The following is a 23,203-nucleotide window of genomic DNA, read 5'->3' as shown; positions in this document are numbered from 1 at the left end:
CTGTTATGTGTCTGCTGTCAGCCGTTCAAACTGAAGGTGACCGGTTGCAGGTAACGATAATCGATGGGCTCTCCGCCCCGGGTGGCCGGGTTGTAACGCCAGCGTCGCACCGCTTCGATGGCGGATTTGTCGAGGCGGGGAAAACCGCTGGACTCTTTCACTTTTACTTCATCCACCCGGCCATTTTTCAGTACCAGTAACTCCAGGATCACCGTGCCCTCTTCGCCCCGGCGACGGGACAGGCGGGGGTAGGCCGGAGCCGGGTTCTGGTGCTGACGGGCATCCACCTTGGGAGCGGTAACCGGTGCACCTTCCTGGGAATTGGCCTTGGCCTTGACGGGGGCCGGTGTGGGCGGCGGCTCGGCGACCTGGGGCTGGGGTGCAGGTGGCGGGGGCGTAATCGCTTTTTCCGGCTGGGGTTTGGGTTTGGGCTGGGGTTTGGGAGGCTCCACCGGCTTTGGCTCTGGTTTGGGCTCGGGTTTGGGAGGCTCAACCGGTTTGGGCTTTTCGGGTGGCTCGGGTTTGGGCGGTACGGGCTCTTGTGCTGCGGCCGGAGCCTGCACCACGTTGGCGGGCGGAGCCTGAATCAGCACGCCGCTGACGGTGGGCAACTCGTCCGGCAGGGGCTCCTGTTTTTGCCACAGCGCGGCGGCGCCCAAAGCGGCCCCATGGGCCAGCAGGACGACGGCGAATATCAGGCTGTTGCTCCAGGGATTTTCCACGTGATTACCCAACTTCGGCAGACGGCAGTGAGTGGTCAGGGGCCGGATTATACCCTCATATAATCAATGCCCCAGGAATCGCGACAGCTTACCAGATTCTAATCTAAATGAGAATTATTTGTATTGGTGGGTCACACGTACCAGGCCTGCTGGATGTCATTGGCGTCCATGGGGGTGACATCCACCTGGCGGGCCACGCCGTTTTTGTCCTGGATCTCCACGGTGACGCTGGGGCTGTTCTTGCCCTGGCTGAACCGAGTGGCGATGCGGGCGGCGGTGAGCAGGTCCGCTTCCGTAGGAGCGCCATCCACCAGGCTCAGGGGGCCGCCGTGGCTGACGCACTTGATGGAGTGGAACTGCTTGCGATACCCCATCAGGAAGTTGTTTTCGCCTTCTTCCCGGCTGATGATCACTTTGTAGTGTTGCGCCGGGCGGATGTGGCGACCCACTTTCAGCAGCATGATGTCGTCCAGCTCGTAATCCTTGCGGCCGCGGGCGGTCCACAGGTCCGCCAGTTTGCGGGAATAGGATTCGTCGGTGAGGAAGCAGCAGCCGCCACTGGGCTGGGCAAAGTCCTCCAGGCCGAACTCTTTGGCCAAAGCGATCTGGGGCTTGCGGTTGCGACCGTTGAAATTGTACAGCTCGTCCCGGTTCACCCAGCCTTCCCGCTCCGGCAGGGTGGGGGGTAACAGCTTGGCGCACAACGGGCGCAGCAGGCGGTCGTCGGCGCCGGATTCCCGGGCGATCAGGGGCATGGTGTCCTTGCGCTGGGATTTGGGGCGCTGGCCGATGACTTCGCCGGTGATGATAAAGTCAAATCCCTTGTCGGCGGCCATTCCCCGCGCTTTGTTGAGCATGGTGTTGGCCTTGTCCACCATGAAAATCTTGCAGTCCAGGCAGGGGTTCAGGTTGGCGCCATAACCGTGCTGGGGATTCAATACAATCTTTTTGTACTCTTCCGAGATATCCACAATGTTCATGCGGATACCCAGCTGCTCGGCCACCCACAGGGCGTTGTTGCGCTTCTGTTTGTCTTTATCCTTCTTGCGGATGGCGTGGGTATGGCCCTCCACACAGAAACCGGTGTAGAAGTTGACCCCTTCCACATGAATACCCTGTTTTTGCACGGCTTTAACCGCCAGCATGGAGTCCAGGCCGCCGGAAATCAGAGCAATTGCCTTGCGTTGAATAGCCATAGTGATCCGCTATTTACTCGTAAAGTGACTGTATTGATTTGGGGTCGCGCATTATACAGAAAAACGCCGCCGGACGGGTGGTGATTTTGTAAAGACGCGCAACGCAGGCCAGACCGGTGCACGGCGGAATCCGCAGAGAAAGCCGTGGCGGCAACGAAGCCAGAAGTGTACATTGTGCACCAAGATGATGCCGCATGCTGCTCTGAAATGGTGCAAGTGGTTTGGCGGGGGGCCAGGAAAGGGCCCCCGTGGGCCCTGGGTGGAAAGGGGTAACTCGACGTATTCCGCGGTCTGCGGCCGGTTGGCGCTGGTTTCGGGGAGCGCGGGCCTTTTATTGGGGCGCCAGAATCAGATCGGCACGATAATTGTATTATGACCGCCATGAAAAACTTTGCCGGAGTTCAAACCGGTTTCTATAACCAAGGCGACTGCCTTGATCACGACCTCTGTTCGGAGCAATAAAATATGAAGAGTAAGTTGGAATATATCTGGCTCGACGGTTACAAGCCGACTCAAAGCCTGCGCAGCAAAACCATGGTCCGCAAAGATTTCAGCGGCAAGCTCGAAGACTGCCCCATGTGGTCTTTCGACGGTAGCTCTACTGAGCAGGCGGAAGGTAATGCATCGGATTGTCTGTTGAAGCCGGTGATGATTATTCCTGATCCAGGCCGCATGAACTCCTATCTGGTTATGACCGAAGTTCTGAACGCGGACGGTACTCCTCATGTGTCCAACGGTCGTGCCACCATCGAAGACGATGACGACGATTTCTGGTTTGGTTTCGAGCAGGAATACTTCCTGTGGGATCCCACCACCAACCTGCCCCCGGGCTTCCCTCCGGGTGGTTACCCACCGCCACAGGGCCCTTACTACTGCTCCGTGGGCGCGCGCAATGCCTATTGCCGTGACCTGATCGAAGAGCACCTGGACCTGTGTCTGGAAGCTGGCCTGAACGTGGAAGGTATCAACGCCGAAGTAGCTGCCGGCCAGTGGGAATTCCAGATCTTTGCCAAGAGCGCAACCCGCGCCGGTGACGAAATCTGGCTGGCCCGCTATCTGCTGGAGCGCACCGCCGAGAAATATGACCTGTCCGTCTCCTGGCATCCCAAGCCCCTGGGTGATACCGACTGGAACGGTTCCGGCATGCACGCCAACTTTTCCAATGGCGCCATGCGCGATTCCGGTGATGAATCCGTATTCACCAAAATTTGCGAACAGTTCGGCCGTCACGTTCCGGAGTGCATCGCGGTATACGGTGCCCACAACGAACAGCGTCTGACCGGTAAGCACGAAACTCAGTCCATCGACCAGTACAGCTACGGCGTATCCGACCGTGGTGCGTCTATCCGTATCCCCATCGGGACTGTTGAAGATGGCTGGAAAGGCCGTCTGGAAGACCGCCGTCCGGCTTCCAACGCGGATCCCTACAAGGTGGCCGCCGTGATCGTGAAAGTGACCAAAAAAGCACTGGCCTGATCCGATAGCACATCCTCTGACGGATTTTAATCAGTCCGTTTAGCCGGGGGCGGGACGCCGCCTCCGGTTTTTTTGTGCCTGAATGTCTGCATCGGAGAATGTCGCGTGGGGTTGTCAGCGCCGATGAGCCAGCAGATCTGTGGCCCAGTTTTCCTGCAGTACCCGAATCACATCAACCATGGCCTCCGGCCGCTGGGCGGGGTCTTTCTGCAGGCATTGCAGGGCCAGGCGTTCCAGCAGACGCGGCACTGGATACTTGCTGACGCTGGAGGGCTTGGCGGGCTGGTGGTGTTCCACCGCCTCCAGGACTTCATAGCTGTGGGTGCCGGTGAACGGCGTGCGTCCGGCGAGCAGTTCATAAAGCACTGAGCCCAGGCTGTAGATGTCGGTGCTGTAGCTGATGTCCGGGTCGCGCCGGATCTGCTCCGGTGACATGTAGCAAAGGGTGCCCTGCAGGTTGCCCATGCCGGTCATGGACTTGTTCTCTTTATTGATGCGGGAATTGAGGGGCTTCAGGCTGGATTCATCCAGCTCCTCGTCGGAGGTGCCATCCTTGCGCCAGACCTTGGCCATGCCCCAATCCAGCAGCAACACCTCCCCGTAGGGGCCCACCAGAATGTTTTCCGGCTTGATGTCCCGGTGAGCCACGCCGTGGGCATGGGCGTAATCCAGGGCGTGGGCAATTTGCTCGATGACCTCCACCAGCTGGGTCAGGTCGTAGCGGTCCCGGTAGTTCATGATTTCCCGCAGGGTGTAGCCGTGCACCAGCTTCATGGTGAAGTAGCAGTTGCCGTCCCGGTCCCGGCCGATTTCGTAAGTGGGCACCGTATTGGGGTGTTGTAGCAGGGCGGACACCCGGGCCTCCCGCAGCAGGCGGCGTTGCTCAATGGGGTCGTTGATGAACTCGGGGCGCAGGGATTTGTACACCACCACCCGGGACAGGTGCAGATCCTTGCAGCTGCGGATGATGGACTTGCCGCCGGTGGCCACGGTGCCAATGAACATGTAGCGGGTGTTGGGGTTGAGCACTTCCGGCAAAGGCCGGTCGGTGTCTTCCAGGTATACATTGCTGTACTCCCGGGGTGGTTGCTGGAACTGAAGCATAGAGTGACCACTGGGTTGCCGGCATTGATCGGATTGTACAGAAAAAATAGCCCAACTTGTGGCGAATTTGTAAATCCTGCTGCCAAGTTGTCAGTGGTTTCCTGTATACTCCGCGCCCTCGAAGAAGTGTTTAGGGCTGAGGCTGTAAGTTTGTGATCGAAAAAATCCGTAATATCGCCATCATCGCGCACGTTGACCACGGTAAAACCACCTTGGTTGACAAGCTGTTACAACAATCCGGCACCCTGGGTCGCAAAGACGAAGGGGAGCGGGTGATGGATTCCAATGACCTGGAAAAAGAGCGCGGGATCACCATCCTGGCCAAAAACACCGCCATTCGCTGGAATGATTACCATATCAATATTGTGGATACTCCCGGGCACGCCGATTTCGGCGGTGAAGTGGAGCGGGTCATGTCCATGGTGGACTGCGTGCTGCTGCTGGTGGATGCCCAGGACGGCCCCATGCCCCAGACCCGGTTTGTGACCCAGAAAGCCTTTGCCCAGGGTCTGAACCCCATCGTGGTCATCAACAAGATCGACCGCCCCGGCGCCCGCCCGGACTGGGTTATGGACCAGGTGTTCGATCTGTTTGACCGCCTGGGTGCCACCGATCAGCAACTGGATTTCCCGGTGATTTACACCTCGGCCCTGAACGGCATTGCGGGCTTGGACCCGGACGCCATGGCCGACGACATGACGCCGTTGTTTGAGGCCATCGTCGAGAAAGTTTCGCCCCCGGAAGTGGACCTGGACGGCCCGTTCCAGATGCAGATCAGCTCCCTGGATTATTCCAGCTTCCTGGGTGTTATCGGTATCGGTCGCATCAAGCGTGGCAAGATCAAGGCGGGTGCCCCGGTGAAAGTGGTGGACCGTGAAGGCAAAGTGCGCAGCGGCAAGATCCTGAAAATCATGAGCCACCTGGGCCTGGAACGGGTGGAAGTGCAGGAAGCCGAGGCGGGCGACATCGTGTGCATTACCGGTATCGACGAGCTGTTCATTTCCGACACCGTGTGCGCCCCGGAAGCGCCGGAAGCCCTGCCGCCTTTGACGGTGGATGAGCCCACCGTGAGCATGATCTTCCAGGTCAACACCTCACCGTTCGCCGGTAAGGAAGGCAAGTACATCACCTCCCGTAATATTCGTGACCGCCTGCAGAAAGAATTGATCCACAATGTGGCGCTGCGGGTGGAAGACACCGACAGCCCGGACCGTTTTCGTGTATCCGGCCGCGGTGAACTGCACCTGTCGGTACTGATTGAGAACATGCGCCGTGAAGGCTACGAACTGGCGGTGGGTTCTCCGGAAGTGATCGTCAAAGAAGTGGATGGCGAAATGCAGGAGCCTTTCGAGCAGCTCACCATCGACATCGAAGAAGACAACCAGGGTTCGATCATGGAACAACTGGGTCTGCGCAAAGCGGAAATGACCGACATGGTGCCCGACGGCAAAGGCCGCATCCGCATGGACTTCATCGCGCCTTCCCGCGGTTTGATCGGTTTCCGTTCCGAATTCCTGACCCTGACCTCCGGTACCGGCATCATGAACTCCACCTTCAGCCACTATGGCCCCATCAAGGAAGGGGACGTCACCAAGCGCCAGAATGGTGTTCTGATCTCCATGATCAGCGGCAAGGTACTGGCCTATGCCCTGTTCAATATCCAGGAACGTGGTCGTCTGTTCGTGGACCCCAACGTGGACGTGTATGAAGGCCAGATCATCGGCATTCACTCCCGCGGCAACGATCTGGTGGTGAACCCCACCAAGGGCAAGCAGCTCACTAACTTCCGCGCTTCCGGCTCCGATGAGAACGTGCTGCTGACCCCGCCGATCAAATTGTCCCTGGAGCAGGCGCTGGATTTCATCGATAAAGATGAGTTGGTGGAAGTAACCCCTGAATCCATCCGAATCCGCAAAAAGTTCCTCAAGGAACACGAGCGTAAGCGCGCTACCAAGTAAGCAGTAACTACAATCACGGGTCCGGCGTCCGGCGATCCAGAACAACGGCTGAAGGTGCAAACCTCAGCCGTTTTTTTTGGCCTGTCCGGTGTGTTGCGCGTCAGGCCGGATCAAGAAAACCATTCCTTTTTGAACCCACTTTCACTACAGTCTGATCTGCATAAGACCAATCCACTCATAACAAGGAATTTTTTATGGCAACGGTTACGCTACAAGGTAATCCCATTGAGACTGTAGGTGAATTGCCTGCGGTTGGCACTCAGGCACCGGCTTATACTTTTGTGCAGGGCGATCTGTCGGAGCTGACGTCTGCTGCCCTGGCGGGCAAACGGGTGATCCTGAATATTTTTCCTTCCATTGATACGCCCACCTGTGCCACCTCCGTGCGCACTTTCAACCAAAAAGCCGCGGCGTTGGATAACACCGTGGTGGTGTGCGTGGCGGCGGACCTGCCGTTTGCCATGACCCGCTTCTGCGGTGCAGAAGGCATTGCCAATGTGAAGATCGGCTCCACCTTCCGTTCCAGTTTCGGTACGGATTACGGTGTTCAGTTCAGTAGTGGGCCGTTGCTCGGGCTGCTGTCCCGTGCGGTGGTGGTGATCGATGAAAACGGCAAAGTGCTGCACACGGAGCAGGTGGGCGAGATCGCCGATGAACCCAACTATGAAGCGGCCCTCGCTGTGCTGTAATTCCGCCTCTATCGTGCGGTAACGAACCCGTCATCCTGAGCCCATCATCACAATCGTTGGTGGCGAGGATGCCGGGTTTTTGTTTTGCGAGATCCTATTCAGAGTCCGCGCTGCTATCCAGCGAACGGCGCTTTTCGAATCACGCCCTTGAACCCCAGGCGCTTCATGGCTGCAAAGCGCGAATCCGGGTGCAAGGCCGCCTCCCGATCCACCCACTGTTGTAATTCCTGCTTCAGTTGCAAGCGAGGGTGTTCCTGCAGCACCTGCGTCCGCAGCGCCGCCGGTAATTCTGTATTGCGCTGACCGGTCACATCCAGTGAGGCGCCCGCTTGCAGATAATGAGCTTCCCAGCCGTGGACCTCCCCCGGCACGTTAATGTTCAGATGGTGCAGAATCGCTTGACTGATGCGCTCGGCGCGGGCCGGTTCTGTCTTCGCCAGTACCGGTTTGGCCGCGTACACGCCGTCCCAGGTGAAACACTGTCCACTGTGGCAGCAGCCGTGATGTTGCTCGGTCAGGCCCAGGTCGTGGAGCATGGCGCTGACGAACAGGATTTCGGCATCACATTGTTGTTCATCCAGTTGTTGCAGCAGGCTGCCCCAGATGTAGGTGCGATAGCAATGGTGGAACAAGGCCGCGCTGGAGGCGGTTTCCATCGCTTCCACGGCGGATCTTGCCAGCGCGCTGTCCGGGTAGGGGATTGCCTCCAGGTCCAGTTTGCTGAGGGCGCGGCGCCGCGGTTTATGTGCCACCAGGGCCGGAATCATGATCTTCAATCTGGCCGCAACGGCCTGCAGGTTGTAGCGCCAGCGTGCCCGGGTGGAAAGTGCGCCCTGGTGCAGTGTCAGGCTGTGCATCAGTGTGTCCATCGTTATTGTGTCCATGGTCGTCTCGTTTGAATGCGTGAGTGGCCAATATAGAGCGCCCTTGGCGTGGAGAGTGATTGGCATATATGACAGGTTTTAATACTATTTGTGCCAGATAAGCCGTTCAGACCCGATGAGGAGGTGCGGCCATGAAAAAAGTTCTGATTTATGCCCAGCAATTCGGCTTCGCCTCCACCTTGGTGGGCCCCCTGGAAGTGTTTGCCTACACTGGCACCCTGTGGAACTACCTCACCTGTGCGGAGTTTGATCGTCGTTTCACGGTGCAGGTGGCGTCTCTGGATGGGAGGCCAGTGTTGACCCGTACCGGCCTGAAAATTGAAGTGGATCTGGCCGTGCTGGATGCGGACGATGCGGACGTGATACTGATCACCTCCTGTGGTGAGGCCATCGACGCCTGTCTGCAGGCGTCAGCACCGGTGATACCCTGGCTGCAACAGCAGGCAGCCCGCGGAGCGCTGATCGGTTCGATCTGTACCGGCATGGTGTTGCTGGCCGCCGCCGGACTGCTGGACGGCAAGCGGGCCACCACGCATTGGGGCATGTTCGATACAGTGCGGGGTTGCTTTCCCAAGGTGCAGTTGGAACCGGATCAGTTGTATATTGAGGAAGGCAATATCATTACCGCAGGCGGAGGTTACGCGGGCAATGACCTGGCGTTGTATCTGGTGGAGAAACTCTGTGGTAAAGAAATCGCCCGCCAATGTGCTAACGCATTGATGTTGGATACGGGGCGCACTTCCCAATCCATGTACGCGGGCATCATGCACCACCGCATGCATCACGATGAGCGTGTGCAGTCCATTCAGCAGTGGCTGGAACAGAATTTCAATGCGGACATTAATCTGGATGAACTGGCCCGCCAATATGGAATGAGCCCGCGCAATTTCAAACGGCGCTTTACCGATGCGTCCGGCGAAACCCCGTTGAACTATTTGCAGAAACTGCGGGTGGAGGCGGCCAAACATTTGTTGGATGGATCGTCGGTGCAGATCGAGCAGGTGGCGGAGCAGGTGGGCTACCGGGATGTGAATCACTTTCGGCGTTTGTTCAAACGCCACGCTGGCATGACGCCGGCACGCTTTCGGGCGATCAATCGATAAGAGGAATCAATGTGGCATTAACACGGATAGGACACAGTTATCGTGACCGGGAATCGGGAACGGTTTTGGATGTGTGGTTTCCCCGGGATAACCAAAAAATTGAGCGCAATTGTCTGGCGAGGAAGCTGGGCCTGATTGAGGCCGAATGGGTGGAGGTGTGTATCGGGGATATTGCCAGTCCGCCGGTGTCCACCGCTGAGGTCTATCTGCGCCTGCATTTGCTGTCGGAGTGCGCAATGACGCCGAACTCCATGAACCTCGACGGTATTTTTGCCTTGTTGCAGAACGTGGCCTGGACCTCTGCCGGTCCGGTGTTGCCCAATCGGGTGGATGCACTGCGGATGGCGCTGGTGGCAGAGGACCATCACCTGACGGTGTTTTCGATTGACAAGTTTCCGCGCATGGTGGATTACGTGATTCCACCGGGCGTCAGGATTGCCGATGCCGACCGGGTCCGGTTGGGTGCGCACCTGGCGCCGGGCACCACCGTCATGCATGAGGGCTTTGTGAATTTCAATGCCGGTAGCCTGGGGGAGTGCATGATCGAGGGCCGGGTCACGCCGGGTGTGGTGGTGGGAGCCAAATCCGATGTGGGGGCGGGCTCCTCCATCATGGGCACCTTGTCCGGCGGCGGCAAGCAGGTGAATGCCATTGGCGAGCGCAGCCTGTTGGGGGCAAACGCAGGCATCGGGATTTCCCTGGGGGACGATTCCATTGTGGAGGCGGGGCTTTATGTCACCGCTGGTACCAAGGTGCGCCTGCCCGACGGTACAGTGGTTGCGGCCCGGGTATTATCGGGCCAGCCCGGATTGCTGTTCCGGCGCAACAGCCAAAGTGGTTGCGTCGAGGTGTTGCCAACAGACTCCGGACGCTGGGGTGGCATCAATACCACACTGCACAACAACGACTGAAGGGCGCATCCTGCGCCCGCCAGATCACCAGCCATCGCGCAGCCTCACGCAGTACGTTAGAGCTTGCCCCTGACGTGAGTGCGCGCGCCCAGATAGATCACCGCAACGCCCAGCACCACCAGGGTGTAATGTTTCAATGCGGATGAGCTGGCGTCTTCAACCAACCAGGACACCAGCAGGGCAATCACCGCCAGCACCGTCGCCACGGTATATTCCTTATGATTACTGTATTTCGCTGCCAAAAAAGCGCCAAGAAAAGAAGCGAACAGGCCGATCGCAGTGAATCCGTAACCCATGGCGCTGTCCATCACGGCGGGCAGGGTACGGTCGATTTCCGCTTCCAGCTGGGAGGCTGGAATGCCCTGTTCCAGCAAGGCAAAACCGATGATGGAACCCAGCACACCGCCGGCAACGAGCGTCAAGCCGAAGTCCACTACTACCCCGATGATGATGGCCAGAAACAGGTTGCCCTTGCGCACGTCTCCGACGATGGATTTCGGGCTTTCATACAGATCGGACATGGGCAGTTCCTGTGGCAACGGGATGGGTGTGCCGGAAGTATAGGTGAATCCTGTACACCTCAAAAGACGCGGTGGGCTTGCAGAATGTGACAGGCAGCGTAAGAAATCCGATGCGATGCACATTCTGTTCTGGCGGGTTAATGATCCGCTGACAGGGGACATAGTATGTTTACCGGATTGCACACGCGACGTCGCTAAAGAGGGAACGAATCATTATGAAATGTATAGTCATCGGTGGTGGCCTGTCGGGCCTGTCTTCCGCGGTCTGGCTGGCGGAAGCCGGGCATGACGTGACCCTGTTGGAACGACGGGGCTCCCTGGGCGGGCGCACCATCGCCATTCCCCAGCCGGAGGTGGACGATGTGCCGGACAATGGCCAGCACGTGTTTGCCAGTGGTTACGAAAACCTGTTCCGTTACCTGGAAAGCGTGGGCACCCGTCAACATGTGGCCTTCCCGGGGCACATGTCCATGCGGCTGCCAGGCGGTGCCGTACGGCGCAATGCCTTCTGGGGGCTGGACGGACTGCGCGCGGCACTGGGGGATCTGCCCGGGGTGAGCGGCCTGGATAAAGTGCGCACTGCCATTGCCCAGGCGAAGTTGTTCCGCGATGCGTTGCGTCAGCCGGAAGACCTGGACCGCATTACCGCCGATGAGTGGTTCCAGCGGATCGGCATGCCGGCCTCGGCCCGCAAGGCCATGTGGGATGGCATTGTCATCGGCCTGACCGGCGACAAGACCGAGATTTCCTCAGCCAAGGTACCGGCGGATCTGCTGGTGACCGGCATCCGCCAGGCGCTGAAAACGGGGGAGCCGGTGTCCATCGGTTACCCCACGGTGGATCTGGATACCCTGTTTGTGACGCCGACCAAAAAAATATTCGAAGCGCGTGGCGTCAAGGTGCGTTATCGGTCCCCCGTGGCCCAGGTCAATGTGGAGGCCGGCAAGGTGAAGGGCGTGACCCTGCGCAGCGGGCAAACCCTGGAGGCGGATTGCGTGATTTGTGCGGTGCCGGTGTGGCAGGTGAAAGGCTTGCTGGACCAGGTGCCGGAACATGAGATTTACGACAGGGCAGTGGCCGAGCTGACGCCGGTGCCCATCGTCAGTGTGAACCTGTATCTGGACCGCAGCATCGGCATGCAGGACTGGGGTGAGATCCTGTTGGGAGGGGAAGGTGTGCTGGAGCAGGTGTGGGACCGGCAGACCATGCACGGTCGCTCCCCGGACAAGAACTGGTTTTATTCCACCACGGTGTCTGCGTCCTATGAGCTGATCAAATGCTCCAACAAGGAAATCGTGGACACCCAGATGGCGATGCTGCGGCAGTATTATCCCCAGGCCCGGGATGCGCAGGTGATTCACAGTCATATTGTGCGCATGCCCAATTCCACCATGGCCCAGCGTCCAGGCAGTGCCGGTGTGCGCCCGCCGCAGAAAACCTCGGTGCGGGGGCTGGCGGTGGCCGGTGACTGGACCCAAACGGATTGGACCATCACCATGGAAGGGGCCTGCCAGAGCGCGGCCCGGGCGGTGGATGCCGTGCTGGCGGATTTTCAATTGGCACCCCGGACCAAGCCGCAGACGGCGTCACCGGGTTTGCGTCAGAAGGTGGCGGAGCTGGTGCTGTAGCCGGATCAGTTGCGCGAACTGGCCGCCGCCAGTCGATCACTCAGCTGCGCGATCTCCGCGGCCATGGTGAGCTGGTTGCGCCAGGGTGCGGGGATGCCCTCCACCCCGTAAAAAGCGCCGGCAATCTGGCCGCACACGGCGGCCGTGGTGTCGGCATCATCCCCCAGGTTGGCCGCCATCAGGATGGCATCACGAAAATTATCGGTGCGGTAAAAACACCAAAGGGCCGCTTCCAGACAATCGACCACATAGCCGCTGCCTTTAATCTGTGCCGGGGTTTTGGTTTGATATTCCCCCCGGCTGACAGCACTCACTTTGCGGGTTTCCGGTGTGTACTCTGTACTGTTCAACAGGCGGCTTTTCTCGGTGCCCGTCAATGCCAGATGCAGCAGGCTGCCGAAATAGCGGCAGGCGTCAATGCACTCCAGTGCGGCGTGCGTGGTGCGGGAGCTTTCCCCGCAATAGTGGATCACCTGTTGCAGGTTCGGGCTGAAGTACATGACCACGGGGGCCAGTCGCATCAGGGAGCCGTTGCCGGCACTGAAGGGGTTGCTGGAGCCGGAGAACGGGTCGCCGGTTGAAAGAAACTGACTGAGGGCTTCGGAAACGGTGACCCCGATGTCAAAGCAGCGCCCATTGCTGCTCATGTAGCCTTCCTTGCGCCAGGCGCAATAGCGTTGCATCTGATCTGCCGGATCAAAGCCCTGGCAGTGCAGCAGTGAGTGGGCCAGGCAGAGGGCCATGGAGGTGTCGTCGGTCCATTGCCCCGCTTGCAGGTTGAAGGGGCCGCCACCCACCATGTCGGTCAGGGGTTCAAAACTGCCGGGCTCGCGGAATTCCAGAGTGGTGCCCACGGCGTCCCCGGCTGCCAATCCCAACAGGCAGCCACGGTAGCGTTGTCCTCGGTCAAACATGGGATAAATACACCTTATCAACGGACCAGTTCGAGGTATTATCAGGGCTTCCCGTAAACCGGTTCAATCGGATTTAAGTGATGTCTTCCAAACCGGCTACATTACCCGCGTACGCGCGCAGCGCCTTGAATCACTGTAATCTGCCGGCCGTGATCCTGGGCGGACTGACCTACCAACGCCACCCTGAGCCGATTGAGATCGACGGGGTTCAGGTGTTGCACCGCGCCCTGTTTGGCGCCTTGGATCGCATCGATGACCCTGCAGTGCGGGCGTTGCATTTTCGGGATTACATGAGTGCCTGCTTTCTGCTGGACCATAAAGAGCGCGCCGGGTTCGACCCCGATCTGCAGCGGGTGCGGCGGGGCCGGGCGGATTACCTGCGGCTGCTGCGGGGCTGGATGTTCGACGCCGACAGCATCGAAGGCGCTGTCCTGAAACGCTGGGTGGAATCCCGCTTTGGTCTGTTGACCCGGCGCCATGGGGGGCCGTTGCGGGAGATGGATTCCGCGGCATACCATGCCTACCAGGCGGACTATGTCCGTGGGTTGTACAACACCAATGCGCTGGAGGCACAGCTGGACCTGCTCTACAGCTATTGTCAGTATGAGTTGCGCCGGCGCCACGGTGGGCGCTTGCACTGGACCCTTTATCGCGGCCTTAACCGCCTGCAGGATTTTGAGTGCATGTCGCCGCCGCAAAGCGAGCGGGTGGCGGTGCTGCTGAATAACCTCAATTCCTTTAGCGCAGATCGGGAGCAGGCCTGTGCGTTCGGCGATACCGTGCTCGCCGCGCAGGTTCCGCTGCCCAAATTGCTGTATTTTCACGACCTGCTGCCCGGTGTCTTGAAAGGGGAGCAGGAATTCCTGGTCATAGGGGGCGTCTACGAAGTCCTCCTTTCTTATTGATTCATAAGCCTCTCTTTGCTTCTGATACCCCGCTGCCTTTCGTCGGCTTGCGCTCAAATTCGACTCAATCCCAGTGGTTTTACTAGAACGATGGTGCTAATAATGGGAGACAAATCGCCGCCGCTGTTTATATGAGAGCAATTTGACAATTTATTTTGCAAAACATATTGCAAAATAAATTGTATTTGGACACTATGTTTACAGATGCTCATAAGTCATCTGATTGAGGGTTAGCCACCCAACAAAAATAAGAAACAAAAAGCAGGGTTCAACAACAGGATCAAACAACACACAGGAAGAACGGCGAAACGGGTTGTGTGCAGAGGGGAAATATTTCTCTACTGGTGACTAAAGAGTCAAGCTGTGCCGCACAGGCATCCCAACGCGACTGACAGTCATCCCATTCACAGGCTGTATCTCTTCATTCTGGTGCTCATGTTGTTCCCCGCCAAGGAGAGCAAATGACACGGCTAATAGTGGCGCTGGGGTTCGTTTTTTCTTTGCTTAATCCCATATTTTGCTTAGGCAATCCCGAAGCACCGGGCATGTACGATGCGCGCAACATGGGGATGGGTGGCGCCGGCCTGGCGCACCTGAAAAGCCCGGCGGCGGTGTTGCATAATCCGGCGAACCTGGTGCAGAACCCCACCTCACAGAATCAAAGCGCCTTCACCTTGTTGGGGGTGAAACTGGGTGGCTCCTTCGCCGGTCCGGATCATTATCAGGAGTCTGACTGGATCGCCGTGCCGCTGCCGTTCTGGGGCTATATCAACAAGCACTCCAACGATCTGGCCTATGGGGCATCTTTTTATCTGGCTCTGGGTTTTGGTGGCGGCTATGAGGATGTGAAGCGTTATGGCACCGGCAAAAAATGCACCCGTGCACCCAGTGATGTGATCCTGAGCGACGGTAACGGCGGTGTGATGTTGGACCCTACCGCCATCGACAATGACCAGTGCCTGTCCCGGGGGCGGGAGGAGATGGTCAACCTGGCTTTGTTTGAACTGGCTTTTCCTGTCAGCTATCGCGTCAACGATCGTTTCCGGGTTGGCGTTTCCTTCCGCTTTCCCTTCGGCATGTTTGAACAGCAGACCACCGAGGATTTTGCCGGTGCTTTCACCGAGCCGGACTCGCCGGTGGGATCTTACGGTTTGGGTTACACCCAGGTGCAGTCCAAAATGTACGGCGTGGGCACCCCGGGGGTATTGCTGGGCATGAGTTACGATGTGACGGAATACTTCACCGTGGCCGCAGCCTATCGCACCAAAACCACCACCACAATGAAGGGCACCACCGATGTGGTGTTGGAATCCAATATGCTGATCAACCCGGCTCTGAACATGCTGGGTGGTTTGCCGGTGGGGGGGTACGCGGATCTGGTGAATTCCATTCCCGGCGTATCGCAGTTGGTGTCCATCACCAGCAACGACGACATCTATAACGTGGCGGAAAAAATTGCCACCGACATTGATTCGCAGATTTCCTGGTCCACAGCAGAAGCCATTGAATTGGGTATCGCCCTGCAGGTGACGCCGAACCTGTTGTTCGCCATGGATTGGCGGCGCGCGTATTACTCCGATTCCAACAAGGATTTTATTGTGGAATTGAAGGAGCCCATTTTTGAGGCCACGGGCCTGGACCGGTTGGGCCAGACGCTGGATTGGGAAGATGCGGATGTGTGGAGTTTTGGCTTGGAGTGGAACTTCAAGCGCAATCAGTACCTGCGCTTCGGTTACAGCGTGGGCAACAGCGCCACGCCGGAAGCCTACACCAATGCCTTCACCCCGCCCCCCGCGGACAAACAGGATTCATTTTACATTGGCTATGGCACACAACAGGGCCGTTGGATTCTGGATATCGGCTTTAACTACGCCACAGTGGAATACACCATCGATCAGCCCTATGACAGTGAGGGCAATCCGGTGGACACACCCACCTGCCGTGCCGGCCAGTTGGTGAAATCCGGCTGCCCCGGTTTGCAGACGGTGGAATCGGTATTCCTGGGGTTGTCGGCGAATTACCAATACTAAACGCCAAGACTAAACACACCTACTCACAACGATAACAAAGCAACCGTAACGCAGTATCGCGGGTTTGTTGTTTCGCGCTAAGGAGAGCGTATGAAACAGGCAACTCAACGACTGCCTGACGGGCGGTTATTGTCTTTGATTGCGGTTGCTGTGCTTGCCGTACTGCCTCTCAATGCACAGGCGGTGGTGGCAGACAGCCTCACCATTGGTAATGCCAAGGCGGTTTCCCTGGGTCATGCGGTTACCGCGGACCCACCCGGTATCGATTCCATCCATTTTAATCCCGCCGGTCTCGCGCGCATCAAGGGGCGCACCCTGCAGCTGAAAGTGGTGGCAGCGGACTTTTCGGTGGTGATGGAAATCGGCGACTATGTTGAGCCCCGCAAGTCCCAGTTGCAGGCCATGGAGGCGTCCGGCCTGTTCGAGGACGACTACTTTTATGATGAAGCCCATATGAGCACCAGCGAGACCAGCGGCGCGTCGTTGATGCTGCCGTTTGTGGGCATGACCGATCTGCCGGCGATCATTGCGCCTTTGGGCGGTGCTTCCTATGCGCCGCCCGGTAAAGGCTATACCCTGGCCACCAACGTGTATTCCCCCATGATGGTGGGCTTTTATCGGGAGGAAGATGACCCGGGCCGCTTTATCGGTGAACGCATGTCGATGATGCATCTCACCTACTTTTCGCCCAGCATCGGCGTCAGCATCACCGATCAACTGGATGTCGGTGCGGCGCTGACGTTCAACTACATTGGCGTGGGAATGGATCTGCCCATACGGGCGCCCCATGCCGGGCAATTATTCCTGGGGGATCTTCAGAGCCAGTGCCCTATTGCACAGAATGATGCGTTCATTGGTTTTCAGGACCTGGCCTCGGAGTTGTGTGCAGGGGAGCGCCTGGGGTTGTACAACCAACTGGCGTACCTGGAGTTCGAAGTGGAAAAGGCCTTGGTGCCCGGATTCAACTTCGGGGTGTTGTGGCGCCCCACCGCCTGGCTCACCCTGGGGGCCAATTACATTGCTTCTTTCCCCATGGACATGGAAGGCTGGTTCCGCTGGACCAATGGGGATAACTGGAATGGTTTCCTGCAGCCGTTTCTGGTGCCGGATGCTAACGGCGTCACCCTGGCGGGGCAGATTGATTCTCTGTTGCGGGTGTTGGGCTGGTCGTTTCCCCAGGGGGAAAGTTATACCGAGGGGGATGCCTTTATATCCATGGACATGCCAGAGCAGTATATGTTCGGGGCCAGCATTCAACTTACCGAGAATTTCAAACTGAACCTGGATTACAAGTTTGCCGGCTGGTCTGCCTGGCAGGTGCTGGAAGTGGAGTTTTCCGAGCCGGTGGATTTTTTGCGTCTGGCGGAAATCGTGCAGCCGGATCTGGCGGGCAAGCAGCGCATCGCCTTTCCCCTTGGGTTGGAAGACACCTGGAACTGGGCGGTGGGTATTGAGTACCAGTATTCCCCCACCACCGTGTTGCGGTTGGGGGTCGAGGATCGCCCCACCTCGTTGCCGGCAGATGGGTTGACGCCGTTGCTGCCGTTAGGGTCCGGCACATTTTACGGCGCCGGTTTCGGCATGGAGCTGGCCAGTGATGCGATTCTGGAAATGGCGGTGGGTTATATGAAATCCAGCCTGGACATGCCCGGTGGAACCGCAGACGTGGGAAACTCCCTGGATGCCTCCAAACTGATCTACAGCCCTTACGCTGGCTCGGATCTTCAGGTGGAGCTGGAGACCTTCATGCTGGAGTTGAGTTTCACCCAGCCGTTTTAGCTACTCACGCAGACTGAAGGCATCCTGGGCCAACTTCAAAAAGCTCGGCGGCTCACCGGCGCCATACACTTCCAGGGCAGCACCGCTGATGTAGGCGGCGTGGTCATCGGCCAGAAACAGGCAGGCGTGGGCAATGTCATCCGGCACCGCCATGCGCTTCATGGGCAGGGATTCCTCGATCAGGTGGATACCGGCCTGGCCGCCGTAGTGATCGTGGGAGGCTTCGGTTTTGATCATACCGGCGATGATGGCGTTGACCCGCACCTGGTCTGCTCCCCATTCCTGGGCCAGGGAGCGGGTGGCGTTGATCAGGCCGGCTTTGGCGGCACCGTAGGCGGCCGTGCCCGGTGATGGGCGTTCGCCCGAGATGCTGGCGATGTTGATGATGCTGCCACCGGTGTTGCGCATGGCGTGATAGGCCTGCTGGGCCAGGATCATGGGGGCAATCAGGTTGAGGCGGATGATGGATTCCGTCAGTCGTGGTGAGGAATCCGCTGCCGCCACCGGCGGGCTGCCACCGGCGTTGTTGATCAGGACATCCAGGCGCCCGCTTTGGTTGAGCACCGCGTCAATGAGTTGTTGAGTGGCTTCCGGTTGGCGCACGTCCACGCTGTGAAACACCGCGGTTTTACCGTTAGCGTGCGGCAGGGATTCCGGAGCGCTGCGCCCACAGATAAAAACATCTGCACCGGCTGCAAGGAATGCTGCACTGATGCCGAAACCAACGCCTTTACTGCCGCCGGTGACGATCACGCTTTTGCCGGAAAAATCAAACATGGTTGCCTCGTTACTGCGTCCGTTTCAGGTATTTCCACACTCCGGTGGCTTTGCCCACCAGCGCATCACCACACCAGGCTTCGCCCTCCATGAACGCCATGGTGGCGGTGGCATGGGTGACCTTGCCATAGGCCATCAAAAACTCGCCGGCGGTCATGGGCGCAAAAAACTGGGTGTTCATGGATACGGTCACCGCCGGCTGCATCTGGCGACTGATGCAGGCGTTCATGCCCAGCGCTTCATCCAGTATGGTCATCAGCAGGCCGCCGTGGCCCCGGTTGTTGCCGCCGATGTGATGATCCTGCAGCAGGACACCGGCCCAACCCCGAATGCTGCCGTCTTCTAACGTCTCACGCTTATAACGGATGGGGCCGCAGTGATCGGAATAGGGGGCAAAGCCAGAGCTGTCGAAACCGGCGGGAATCGTCATGACGTCAACCCCGTTCCAGAATCGCAGCCCCGGTGGGCACACCGGCACCGGCAGTAATCAGCACGTGATCCACGTTTTCCACCTGGTTCACCGAGGTGCCTCGAATCTGGCGCACCGCTTCGGCGATGCCGTTCATGCCGTGGATATAGGCTTCGCCCAATTGGCCGCCGTGGGGATTCACCGGTAACTTGCCGCCGCGATTGATATGACCGTCTTTGACGAAATCTTTGGCTTCGCCGCGATCACAAAAGCCAAAGGCCTCCAGCTGTGGCAACACCCAGGGAGAAAAGTGATCGTACAGACAGGCCACATTAATGTCGTTGGGCGACAGTCCGGCCATGGCATACACCTCACCGGCGCAGGCGTCGAATTCGGGAATGCCCGACAGCGTTTCTCCATAGAACGGCGTCATCATTCGGGATTCTTTCACAATGCTTTGGCGTGCGCTGGCGATCACCGCCGGGGTGTTGGCCAGGTCTTTGGCCCGTTCCATCGACGTCACCACAAACGCCACGGCACCATCGCTTTCCTGGCAGCAGTCGTACAAGCGCAGCGGATCAGCGATCATGCGCGATGCCTGATGTTCTTCCAGCGTGATGGGGCGCTCGTAGAAAAACGCATTGGGATTGGTGGCGGCAAAATCGCGCATGGCCACTGCCACCCGGCCGAAGTCTTCGCTGGTGGCGCCGTATTCGTGCATGTAACGGCGGGCACTGAAGGCGATCCAGGCTGCAGGCGTCATAAAGCCGTAGGGAAAATAATGGCTGAAGTTGATGATGTTGGGGTCCAGGGGACTGTTATTCATCATCTGTCCGCTGCCAAAGCGCAAACCGGAGCGTTCATTCAAGGCGCGATAAATCACCACGGTCTCACACAGGCCGCTGGCGATCGCAGTGGCGGCGTGCACAAACGGACCGCAGGCAGCACCGCCCCCGAATTCCGTGCGGGAAAAGAATTTCAGTGCCTTGCCGCCTACTTGGCGCAGGATTTCGTTTTCCCAGTTGTTGTCCATGCTGAAGCTGGCCATGCCATCAATGGCGCTGCCGTTGAGTCCGGCATCGTCCAGTGCCGCTTTCACCGCTTCACAGGCCAGCTGCATTTCACTGCGGCCGGAATCCTTGGAAAATTCGGTGGCGCCAATGCCGACGATGGCGGCTTTGCGGGATAAGGTATGGCTCATCCGTTTGCCCCCCCGTTCTGCTGCGCCCCGGCCAGTTGCACCACCGCAACACCGCTCACGTGATTGCCCATGCCGTTTTTGCCTTTGAAATTTACATGGGCCAGATGGTGTTCACCCTCCTGGCTCAATTCGGTCACTTCACCACTCATGATCATGGTGTCGCCGGGAAAATTCGGCGCCCCCAGGTTGAACTGGATTTTTTTAATGCGGCTGCCGGGGCCGGCCCAGTCCGTCAGGTAACGGCCCACAAAGCCGTTGGTGGTGAGGATGTTCATAAAAATATCCGGGGTACCCTTGGCGATGGCGGCATCCTTGTCGTGATGCACATCCTGAAAATCCTGGGATGCCATGGCGGTGGATACCACCAATTTCGCCGTAATGGGTAATTCAAATTCCGGCAGAGCATCACCCACGGACAGTTCAGAGGCGATTACATTCCTGTAGTTAAGATTTGCGTCAGACATCATCGCCTCCTTACGGTTTCTCTGTAGTAGATGGGTCGGCAGCATGAAACAGGGGCAGGGTCATGTCCTCCTGCACTTCCGTCAGTTTCATTTCCACCGACATACCCACTTTGATGTCATCGGGTTTGGTGCCGATTAACTGCGACACAATGCGCACCCCTTCCTCCAGATCCACCAGCACAATGGCGTTGGGATAATCAAAGGGCGGAATTTCCGGATAATGCATGACGGTGTAGGTATAGACCGTGCCTTTGCCCTTGGACTCGATGGTGCTCCAACGCAACGACTGGCAGTGTTCACACATGGGTTGGGGTGGATGACGCAACTCGCCGCAATCATCGCATTTCTGGATCAGCAGTTTGCCGTCCCGCAGCCCCTGCCAGAAATGGGCGTGGTCGTGGTTTTCCACCGGATGGATGCGATTGATCTTGCCGGGGGCGCTGGGCTTGCTGGCGCCGGCGGGCTTTTTCGGCACCTGGTATTTGAAATAGGTGATGCGGGCTTCCGCAAACAGCTCGTCATTCTGGTCCATGAACTCCGCTAACTGGGTGACGAAAAACCCTTTGCCGATACCGGTGGTTTTCAGGTCGCTGACGTTGATGATGGTGCTGTAATGGTGGGCGCGGTCGCCTTCTTCCAGGTAGCGATGAAAGGTCTGGTCGTAGCTCACTGCCATGATGCCGGCATAGCCTTCCTGCTCCAGGGCGTCGAGAATTTCAAACAGATTATCGGTGGTGGAGCCGGGGCCGTCGTGGCCGTTCACATCCCGCATGGACCACATCTGCATCATGGCCGGTGGGGCCACCGCTTTATCCGCAGCGAATTCGCTGTGTTCAGCGCGGTATTGGTCGTCCAGATAGAGTGGGTTGTGATCCCCCATGGCGCTGCACCATTGCCAGATCTGGGTGCGGGAGACCGGATTCCAACTGTTGTAGGGGCCTACCCGTTTGTGCATCAGGGGTTTGATTTTATTGAGAATGTCCGCAGCCGACGAATCTGACATGGCTACTCCCTCATGTGCTGATGATCGTTATTGTTATGCGTTACAGCACGATTGTAATAAATTATGCATTATATTTGCAATAATAATGCATAATTTATCCTTCGCAATCCTGATGGCTCGGCTTTGGAACTTGTCAGGATTGCGAAGTCCGGCTTCAGAAGCCGGGCATTACATGGGTCGGTACCGCTCTTGCTTATGCGGCTTCAAGTGCCGCCTTTACCAATGCCACCAGGTCATTTTCGCTGTTGGCCAGGTCTTCCACGCTGATCGACAGCTGCTCGCCGATGATCTTTTTGGCCTGCATGAATTCCTTGGCGCTGTTGATGCAATCTGCGGCCAGGATTTTGTCCCCTTGCAGATACCAGGCAACGAACTGGTTGCTGTCCGGATTGCCGCGCAGTACCACGCGATCATAGCCGCGGTTAAAGCCGGCGATCTGCAGCTTGATGTCATACTGGTCAGACCAGAACCAGGGCAGAGCATGGTAGGCCTTCTGCTTGCCACAGATGGAGGCGGCGGCCGTCTTGGCCTGCTCCATGGCGTTGGGCACGGATTCCAGGCGCAGGCGATAGCCCAGCACATCATTGGGATGGAAGGTACAGTCACCGGCAGCAACGATATCCGGGTCCTGGGTGCAGGCAAACTCGTCTACCACGATGCCGTTTTCGATTTCCAGACCGGCATCTGCCGCCAGTTCGGTATTGGGAATAACACCGATGCCGATGATCACCAGGTCAGCGTCCAGGGTCAGGTCATTATTGCACTGCACCTGCTGGGCGCGGCCATCACCCAGAATGGCCTGAGCCTGGGCGTCGGTAATGATCTTAACGCCATGGCCTTGGTGCAGCTTGGTGTAGTACTCAGACAGTTCCGGCGCGGTTACCCGCTCCAGCACCCGGTGCATCATTTCCAGTACGGTGACGTCCATGCCCAGCTTGCGTAGCGATGCGGCGGTTTCCAAACCGATATAGCCACCACCGACGATAACGGCTTTGCCGCCTTCCTTAACACTGCCCTGGATCGCTTCAGAGTCCGCCAGGTCGCGCAGATAGTGTACGCCGGGCAGATCGCCGCCGGGGATATCCAGCTTGCGTACCCGGGCGCCGGTGCACAGTGCCAATTTGGTATAAGGCAGGGTCTCACCACTGTCCAGGGTAATGGATTTGCCGGCGCGGTCGATTTTGCTCACGCGGGCGTTCAGCTTGAATTCCACTCCGGCTTTTTCGTAAACCGAGGGCTTAAAGATTTCCAGCTGGTCGGCGGTTTTTTCTTTCATCAAAAAGGCTTTGGACAGCGGTGGGCGGTGATAGGGCGCAATCGGTTCATCCCCGATTACCAGAATGCGACCTTCCCATCCTTCCTTGCGAACACTTGTGGCCAATTGGGCTCCGGCGTGACTGGCGCCGATAATAATACAAACTTGATCTTCACTCATTGGGATATCCCTCGGACTGCCTTTATTTATAAATATCGAAAAATGAATAGCTGTTGTTGTTGTTAGTATACTGTGTATACTAACTCCATCCAAG

Annotated in this window: 20 protein-coding genes and 1 pseudogene; 9 read left to right on the top strand and 12 right to left on the bottom strand. The window is 58.0% G+C overall.

The genetic code is table 11. From position 1 onward, the window contains the following. Nucleotides 1–17: 17 nt before the first annotated feature. On the bottom strand, nt 18–722 hold the full coding sequence (locus tag D9N14_RS00685; RefSeq protein WP_290575766.1) for an energy transducer TonB: 705 nt from the start codon (nt 720–722) through the stop codon (nt 18–20). Nucleotides 723–853: 131 nt separating this feature from the next. After that, nucleotides 854–1,918 carry a tRNA (5-methylaminomethyl-2-thiouridylate)-methyltransferase gene (locus tag D9N14_RS00680; protein WP_290575764.1) on the bottom strand — a complete coding sequence of 355 codons (1,065 nt, stop codon included), beginning with the start codon at nt 1,916–1,918 and terminating at the stop codon, nt 854–856. A gap of 465 nt (nt 1,919–2,383) precedes the next feature. On the opposite strand from D9N14_RS00680, the gene D9N14_RS00675 reads away from it, so the two are divergent. Continuing rightward, the gene (locus D9N14_RS00675) at nt 2,384–3,394 is read left to right on the top strand and encodes a glutamine synthetase beta-grasp domain-containing protein (RefSeq protein ID WP_290575762.1); all 1,011 of its coding nucleotides are present in this window, start codon (nt 2,384–2,386) and stop codon (nt 3,392–3,394) included. Between the two features lie 114 nt (nt 3,395–3,508). Here the strand turns inward: D9N14_RS00675 and D9N14_RS00670 are convergent, their stop codons facing one another. After that, the gene (locus tag D9N14_RS00670) at nt 3,509–4,498 is read right to left on the bottom strand and encodes a serine/threonine protein kinase (protein WP_290575760.1); all 990 of its coding nucleotides are present in this window, start codon (nt 4,496–4,498) and stop codon (nt 3,509–3,511) included. A gap of 152 nt (nt 4,499–4,650) precedes the next feature. On the opposite strand from D9N14_RS00670, the gene typA reads away from it, so the two are divergent. Beyond that, nucleotides 4,651–6,456, top strand: a complete 1,806-nt coding sequence (typA, locus tag D9N14_RS00665) for a translational GTPase TypA (RefSeq protein ID WP_290575758.1) — start codon at nt 4,651–4,653, stop codon at nt 6,454–6,456. 194 nt (nt 6,457–6,650) lie between these two features. Beyond that, nucleotides 6,651–7,145: a thiol peroxidase gene (gene tpx / locus D9N14_RS00660; protein WP_290575756.1), complete on the top strand. Its 495-nt coding sequence runs from the start codon at nt 6,651–6,653 to the stop codon at nt 7,143–7,145. A 113-nt stretch (nt 7,146–7,258) separates the two neighbouring features. Here the strand turns inward: tpx and D9N14_RS00655 are convergent, their stop codons facing one another. After that, entirely contained in the window at nt 7,259–8,029 is a 771-nt protein-coding gene (locus D9N14_RS00655; protein WP_290575754.1) for an HD domain-containing protein, read from the bottom strand. A 131-nt stretch (nt 8,030–8,160) separates the two neighbouring features. On the opposite strand from D9N14_RS00655, the gene D9N14_RS00650 reads away from it, so the two are divergent. Both D9N14_RS00650 and D9N14_RS00645 read left to right on the top strand, forming a co-directional pair. Further along, nucleotides 8,161–9,132 (top strand): GlxA family transcriptional regulator, encoded by a 972-nt coding sequence (locus D9N14_RS00650; protein WP_290575752.1) that lies wholly within the window; start codon nt 8,161–8,163, stop codon nt 9,130–9,132. A 182-nt stretch (nt 9,133–9,314) separates the two neighbouring features. Continuing rightward, nucleotides 9,315–10,043 (top strand): annotated as a pseudogene (locus D9N14_RS00645) (DapH/DapD/GlmU-related protein); the annotation flags it as partial. A gap of 56 nt (nt 10,044–10,099) precedes the next feature. Here D9N14_RS00645 and D9N14_RS00640 read toward each other — a convergent pair. Further along, complete coding sequence (locus D9N14_RS00640; protein WP_290575748.1) at nt 10,100–10,564, bottom strand: hypothetical protein; 465 nt, start codon at nt 10,562–10,564, stop codon at nt 10,100–10,102. A 215-nt stretch (nt 10,565–10,779) separates the two neighbouring features. Between D9N14_RS00640 and D9N14_RS00635 the strand changes: the two genes are divergently transcribed. Then, entirely contained in the window at nt 10,780–12,192 is a 1,413-nt protein-coding gene (locus tag D9N14_RS00635; RefSeq protein WP_290575746.1) for an FAD-dependent oxidoreductase, read from the top strand. A 5-nt stretch (nt 12,193–12,197) separates the two neighbouring features. Here D9N14_RS00635 and D9N14_RS00630 read toward each other — a convergent pair whose 3' ends face one another. Next, the gene (locus tag D9N14_RS00630) at nt 12,198–13,106 is read right to left on the bottom strand and encodes an ADP-ribosylglycohydrolase family protein (RefSeq protein WP_290575744.1); all 909 of its coding nucleotides are present in this window, start codon (nt 13,104–13,106) and stop codon (nt 12,198–12,200) included. 80 nt (nt 13,107–13,186) lie between these two features. Between D9N14_RS00630 and D9N14_RS00625 the strand changes: the two genes are divergently transcribed. The 3 genes from D9N14_RS00625 to D9N14_RS00615 all read left to right on the top strand — a co-directional run bounded on the left by D9N14_RS00625 (nt 13,187) and on the right by D9N14_RS00615 (nt 17,820). Next, nucleotides 13,187–14,011 (top strand): NAD(+)--dinitrogen-reductase ADP-D-ribosyltransferase, encoded by an 825-nt coding sequence (locus D9N14_RS00625; RefSeq protein WP_290575742.1) that lies wholly within the window; start codon nt 13,187–13,189, stop codon nt 14,009–14,011. A 461-nt stretch (nt 14,012–14,472) separates the two neighbouring features. After that, nucleotides 14,473–16,041 (top strand): OmpP1/FadL family transporter, encoded by a 1,569-nt coding sequence (locus tag D9N14_RS00620; protein WP_290575740.1) that lies wholly within the window; start codon nt 14,473–14,475, stop codon nt 16,039–16,041. A gap of 90 nt (nt 16,042–16,131) precedes the next feature. Beyond that, complete coding sequence (locus tag D9N14_RS00615) at nt 16,132–17,820, top strand: OmpP1/FadL family transporter (protein ID WP_290575738.1); 1,689 nt, start codon at nt 16,132–16,134, stop codon at nt 17,818–17,820. On the opposite strand, the gene D9N14_RS00610 is transcribed toward D9N14_RS00615, so the two are convergent. From D9N14_RS00610 to D9N14_RS00585, 6 genes are all read right to left on the bottom strand, one after another. Next, nucleotides 17,821–18,597, bottom strand: a complete 777-nt coding sequence (locus D9N14_RS00610; protein ID WP_290575736.1) for an SDR family oxidoreductase — start codon at nt 18,595–18,597, stop codon at nt 17,821–17,823. It lies immediately after the preceding gene. A 10-nt stretch (nt 18,598–18,607) separates the two neighbouring features. Beyond that, nucleotides 18,608–19,027, bottom strand: a complete 420-nt coding sequence (locus tag D9N14_RS00605) for a PaaI family thioesterase (protein ID WP_290575734.1) — start codon at nt 19,025–19,027, stop codon at nt 18,608–18,610. 4 nt (nt 19,028–19,031) lie between these two features. Beyond that, nucleotides 19,032–20,207, bottom strand: coding sequence for a lipid-transfer protein (locus tag D9N14_RS00600; RefSeq protein WP_290575732.1), 1,176 nt, complete (start codon nt 20,205–20,207; stop codon nt 19,032–19,034). After that, a complete protein-coding gene (locus D9N14_RS00595; RefSeq protein WP_290575730.1) occupies nt 20,204–20,671 on the bottom strand; it encodes a MaoC family dehydratase in 468 nt (155 codons plus the stop codon). Before D9N14_RS00595 ends, D9N14_RS00600 begins: the two co-directional genes overlap by 4 nt. 10 nt (nt 20,672–20,681) lie before the next feature. After that, the gene (locus D9N14_RS00590; RefSeq protein WP_290575728.1) at nt 20,682–21,674 is read right to left on the bottom strand and encodes a bifunctional MaoC family dehydratase N-terminal/OB-fold nucleic acid binding domain-containing protein; all 993 of its coding nucleotides are present in this window, start codon (nt 21,672–21,674) and stop codon (nt 20,682–20,684) included. Between the two features lie 193 nt (nt 21,675–21,867). After that, entirely contained in the window at nt 21,868–23,109 is a 1,242-nt protein-coding gene (locus tag D9N14_RS00585) for an NAD(P)/FAD-dependent oxidoreductase (protein WP_290575726.1), read from the bottom strand. Nucleotides 23,110–23,203: the final 94 nt, after the last annotated feature.

This window comes from Ketobacter sp. (assembly GCF_003671495.1).
GTDB lineage: Bacteria > Pseudomonadota > Gammaproteobacteria > Pseudomonadales > Ketobacteraceae > Ketobacter.
Note: the sequence above shows the minus strand (reverse complement) of the source record. Positions and strands in the feature narration are given on the sequence as shown.

Bases quoted from the DNA above. Each gene is read 5' to 3' on its own strand.
- D9N14_RS00650 (WP_290575752.1), top strand. From the start codon at position 8,161: ATGAAAAAAGTTCTGATTTATGCCCAGCAATTCGGCTTCGCCTCCACC.
- D9N14_RS00670 (WP_290575760.1), bottom strand. From the start codon at position 4,498: ATGCTTCAGTTCCAGCAACCACCCCGGGAGTACAGCAATGTATACCTG.
- D9N14_RS00625 (WP_290575742.1), top strand. From the start codon at position 13,187: ATGTCTTCCAAACCGGCTACATTACCCGCGTACGCGCGCAGCGCCTTG.
- D9N14_RS00590 (WP_290575728.1), bottom strand. From the start codon at position 21,674: ATGTCAGATTCGTCGGCTGCGGACATTCTCAATAAAATCAAACCCCTG.
- tpx (WP_290575756.1), top strand. From the start codon at position 6,651: ATGGCAACGGTTACGCTACAAGGTAATCCCATTGAGACTGTAGGTGAA.
- D9N14_RS00615 (WP_290575738.1), top strand. From the start codon at position 16,132: ATGAAACAGGCAACTCAACGACTGCCTGACGGGCGGTTATTGTCTTTG.
- D9N14_RS00655 (WP_290575754.1), bottom strand. From the start codon at position 8,029: ATGGACACAATAACGATGGACACACTGATGCACAGCCTGACACTGCAC.
- D9N14_RS00630 (WP_290575744.1), bottom strand. From the start codon at position 13,106: ATGTTTGACCGAGGACAACGCTACCGTGGCTGCCTGTTGGGATTGGCA.
- D9N14_RS00610 (WP_290575736.1), bottom strand. From the start codon at position 18,597: ATGTTTGATTTTTCCGGCAAAAGCGTGATCGTCACCGGCGGCAGTAAA.
- D9N14_RS00680 (WP_290575764.1), bottom strand. From the start codon at position 1,918: ATGGCTATTCAACGCAAGGCAATTGCTCTGATTTCCGGCGGCCTGGAC.
- D9N14_RS00595 (WP_290575730.1), bottom strand. From the start codon at position 20,671: ATGTCTGACGCAAATCTTAACTACAGGAATGTAATCGCCTCTGAACTG.
- D9N14_RS00675 (WP_290575762.1), top strand. From the start codon at position 2,384: ATGAAGAGTAAGTTGGAATATATCTGGCTCGACGGTTACAAGCCGACT.
- D9N14_RS00635 (WP_290575746.1), top strand. From the start codon at position 10,780: ATGAAATGTATAGTCATCGGTGGTGGCCTGTCGGGCCTGTCTTCCGCG.
- D9N14_RS00585 (WP_290575726.1), bottom strand. From the start codon at position 23,109: ATGAGTGAAGATCAAGTTTGTATTATTATCGGCGCCAGTCACGCCGGA.
- D9N14_RS00620 (WP_290575740.1), top strand. From the start codon at position 14,473: ATGACACGGCTAATAGTGGCGCTGGGGTTCGTTTTTTCTTTGCTTAAT.
- D9N14_RS00640 (WP_290575748.1), bottom strand. From the start codon at position 10,564: ATGTCCGATCTGTATGAAAGCCCGAAATCCATCGTCGGAGACGTGCGC.
- D9N14_RS00600 (WP_290575732.1), bottom strand. From the start codon at position 20,207: ATGAGCCATACCTTATCCCGCAAAGCCGCCATCGTCGGCATTGGCGCC.
- D9N14_RS00605 (WP_290575734.1), bottom strand. From the start codon at position 19,027: ATGACGATTCCCGCCGGTTTCGACAGCTCTGGCTTTGCCCCCTATTCC.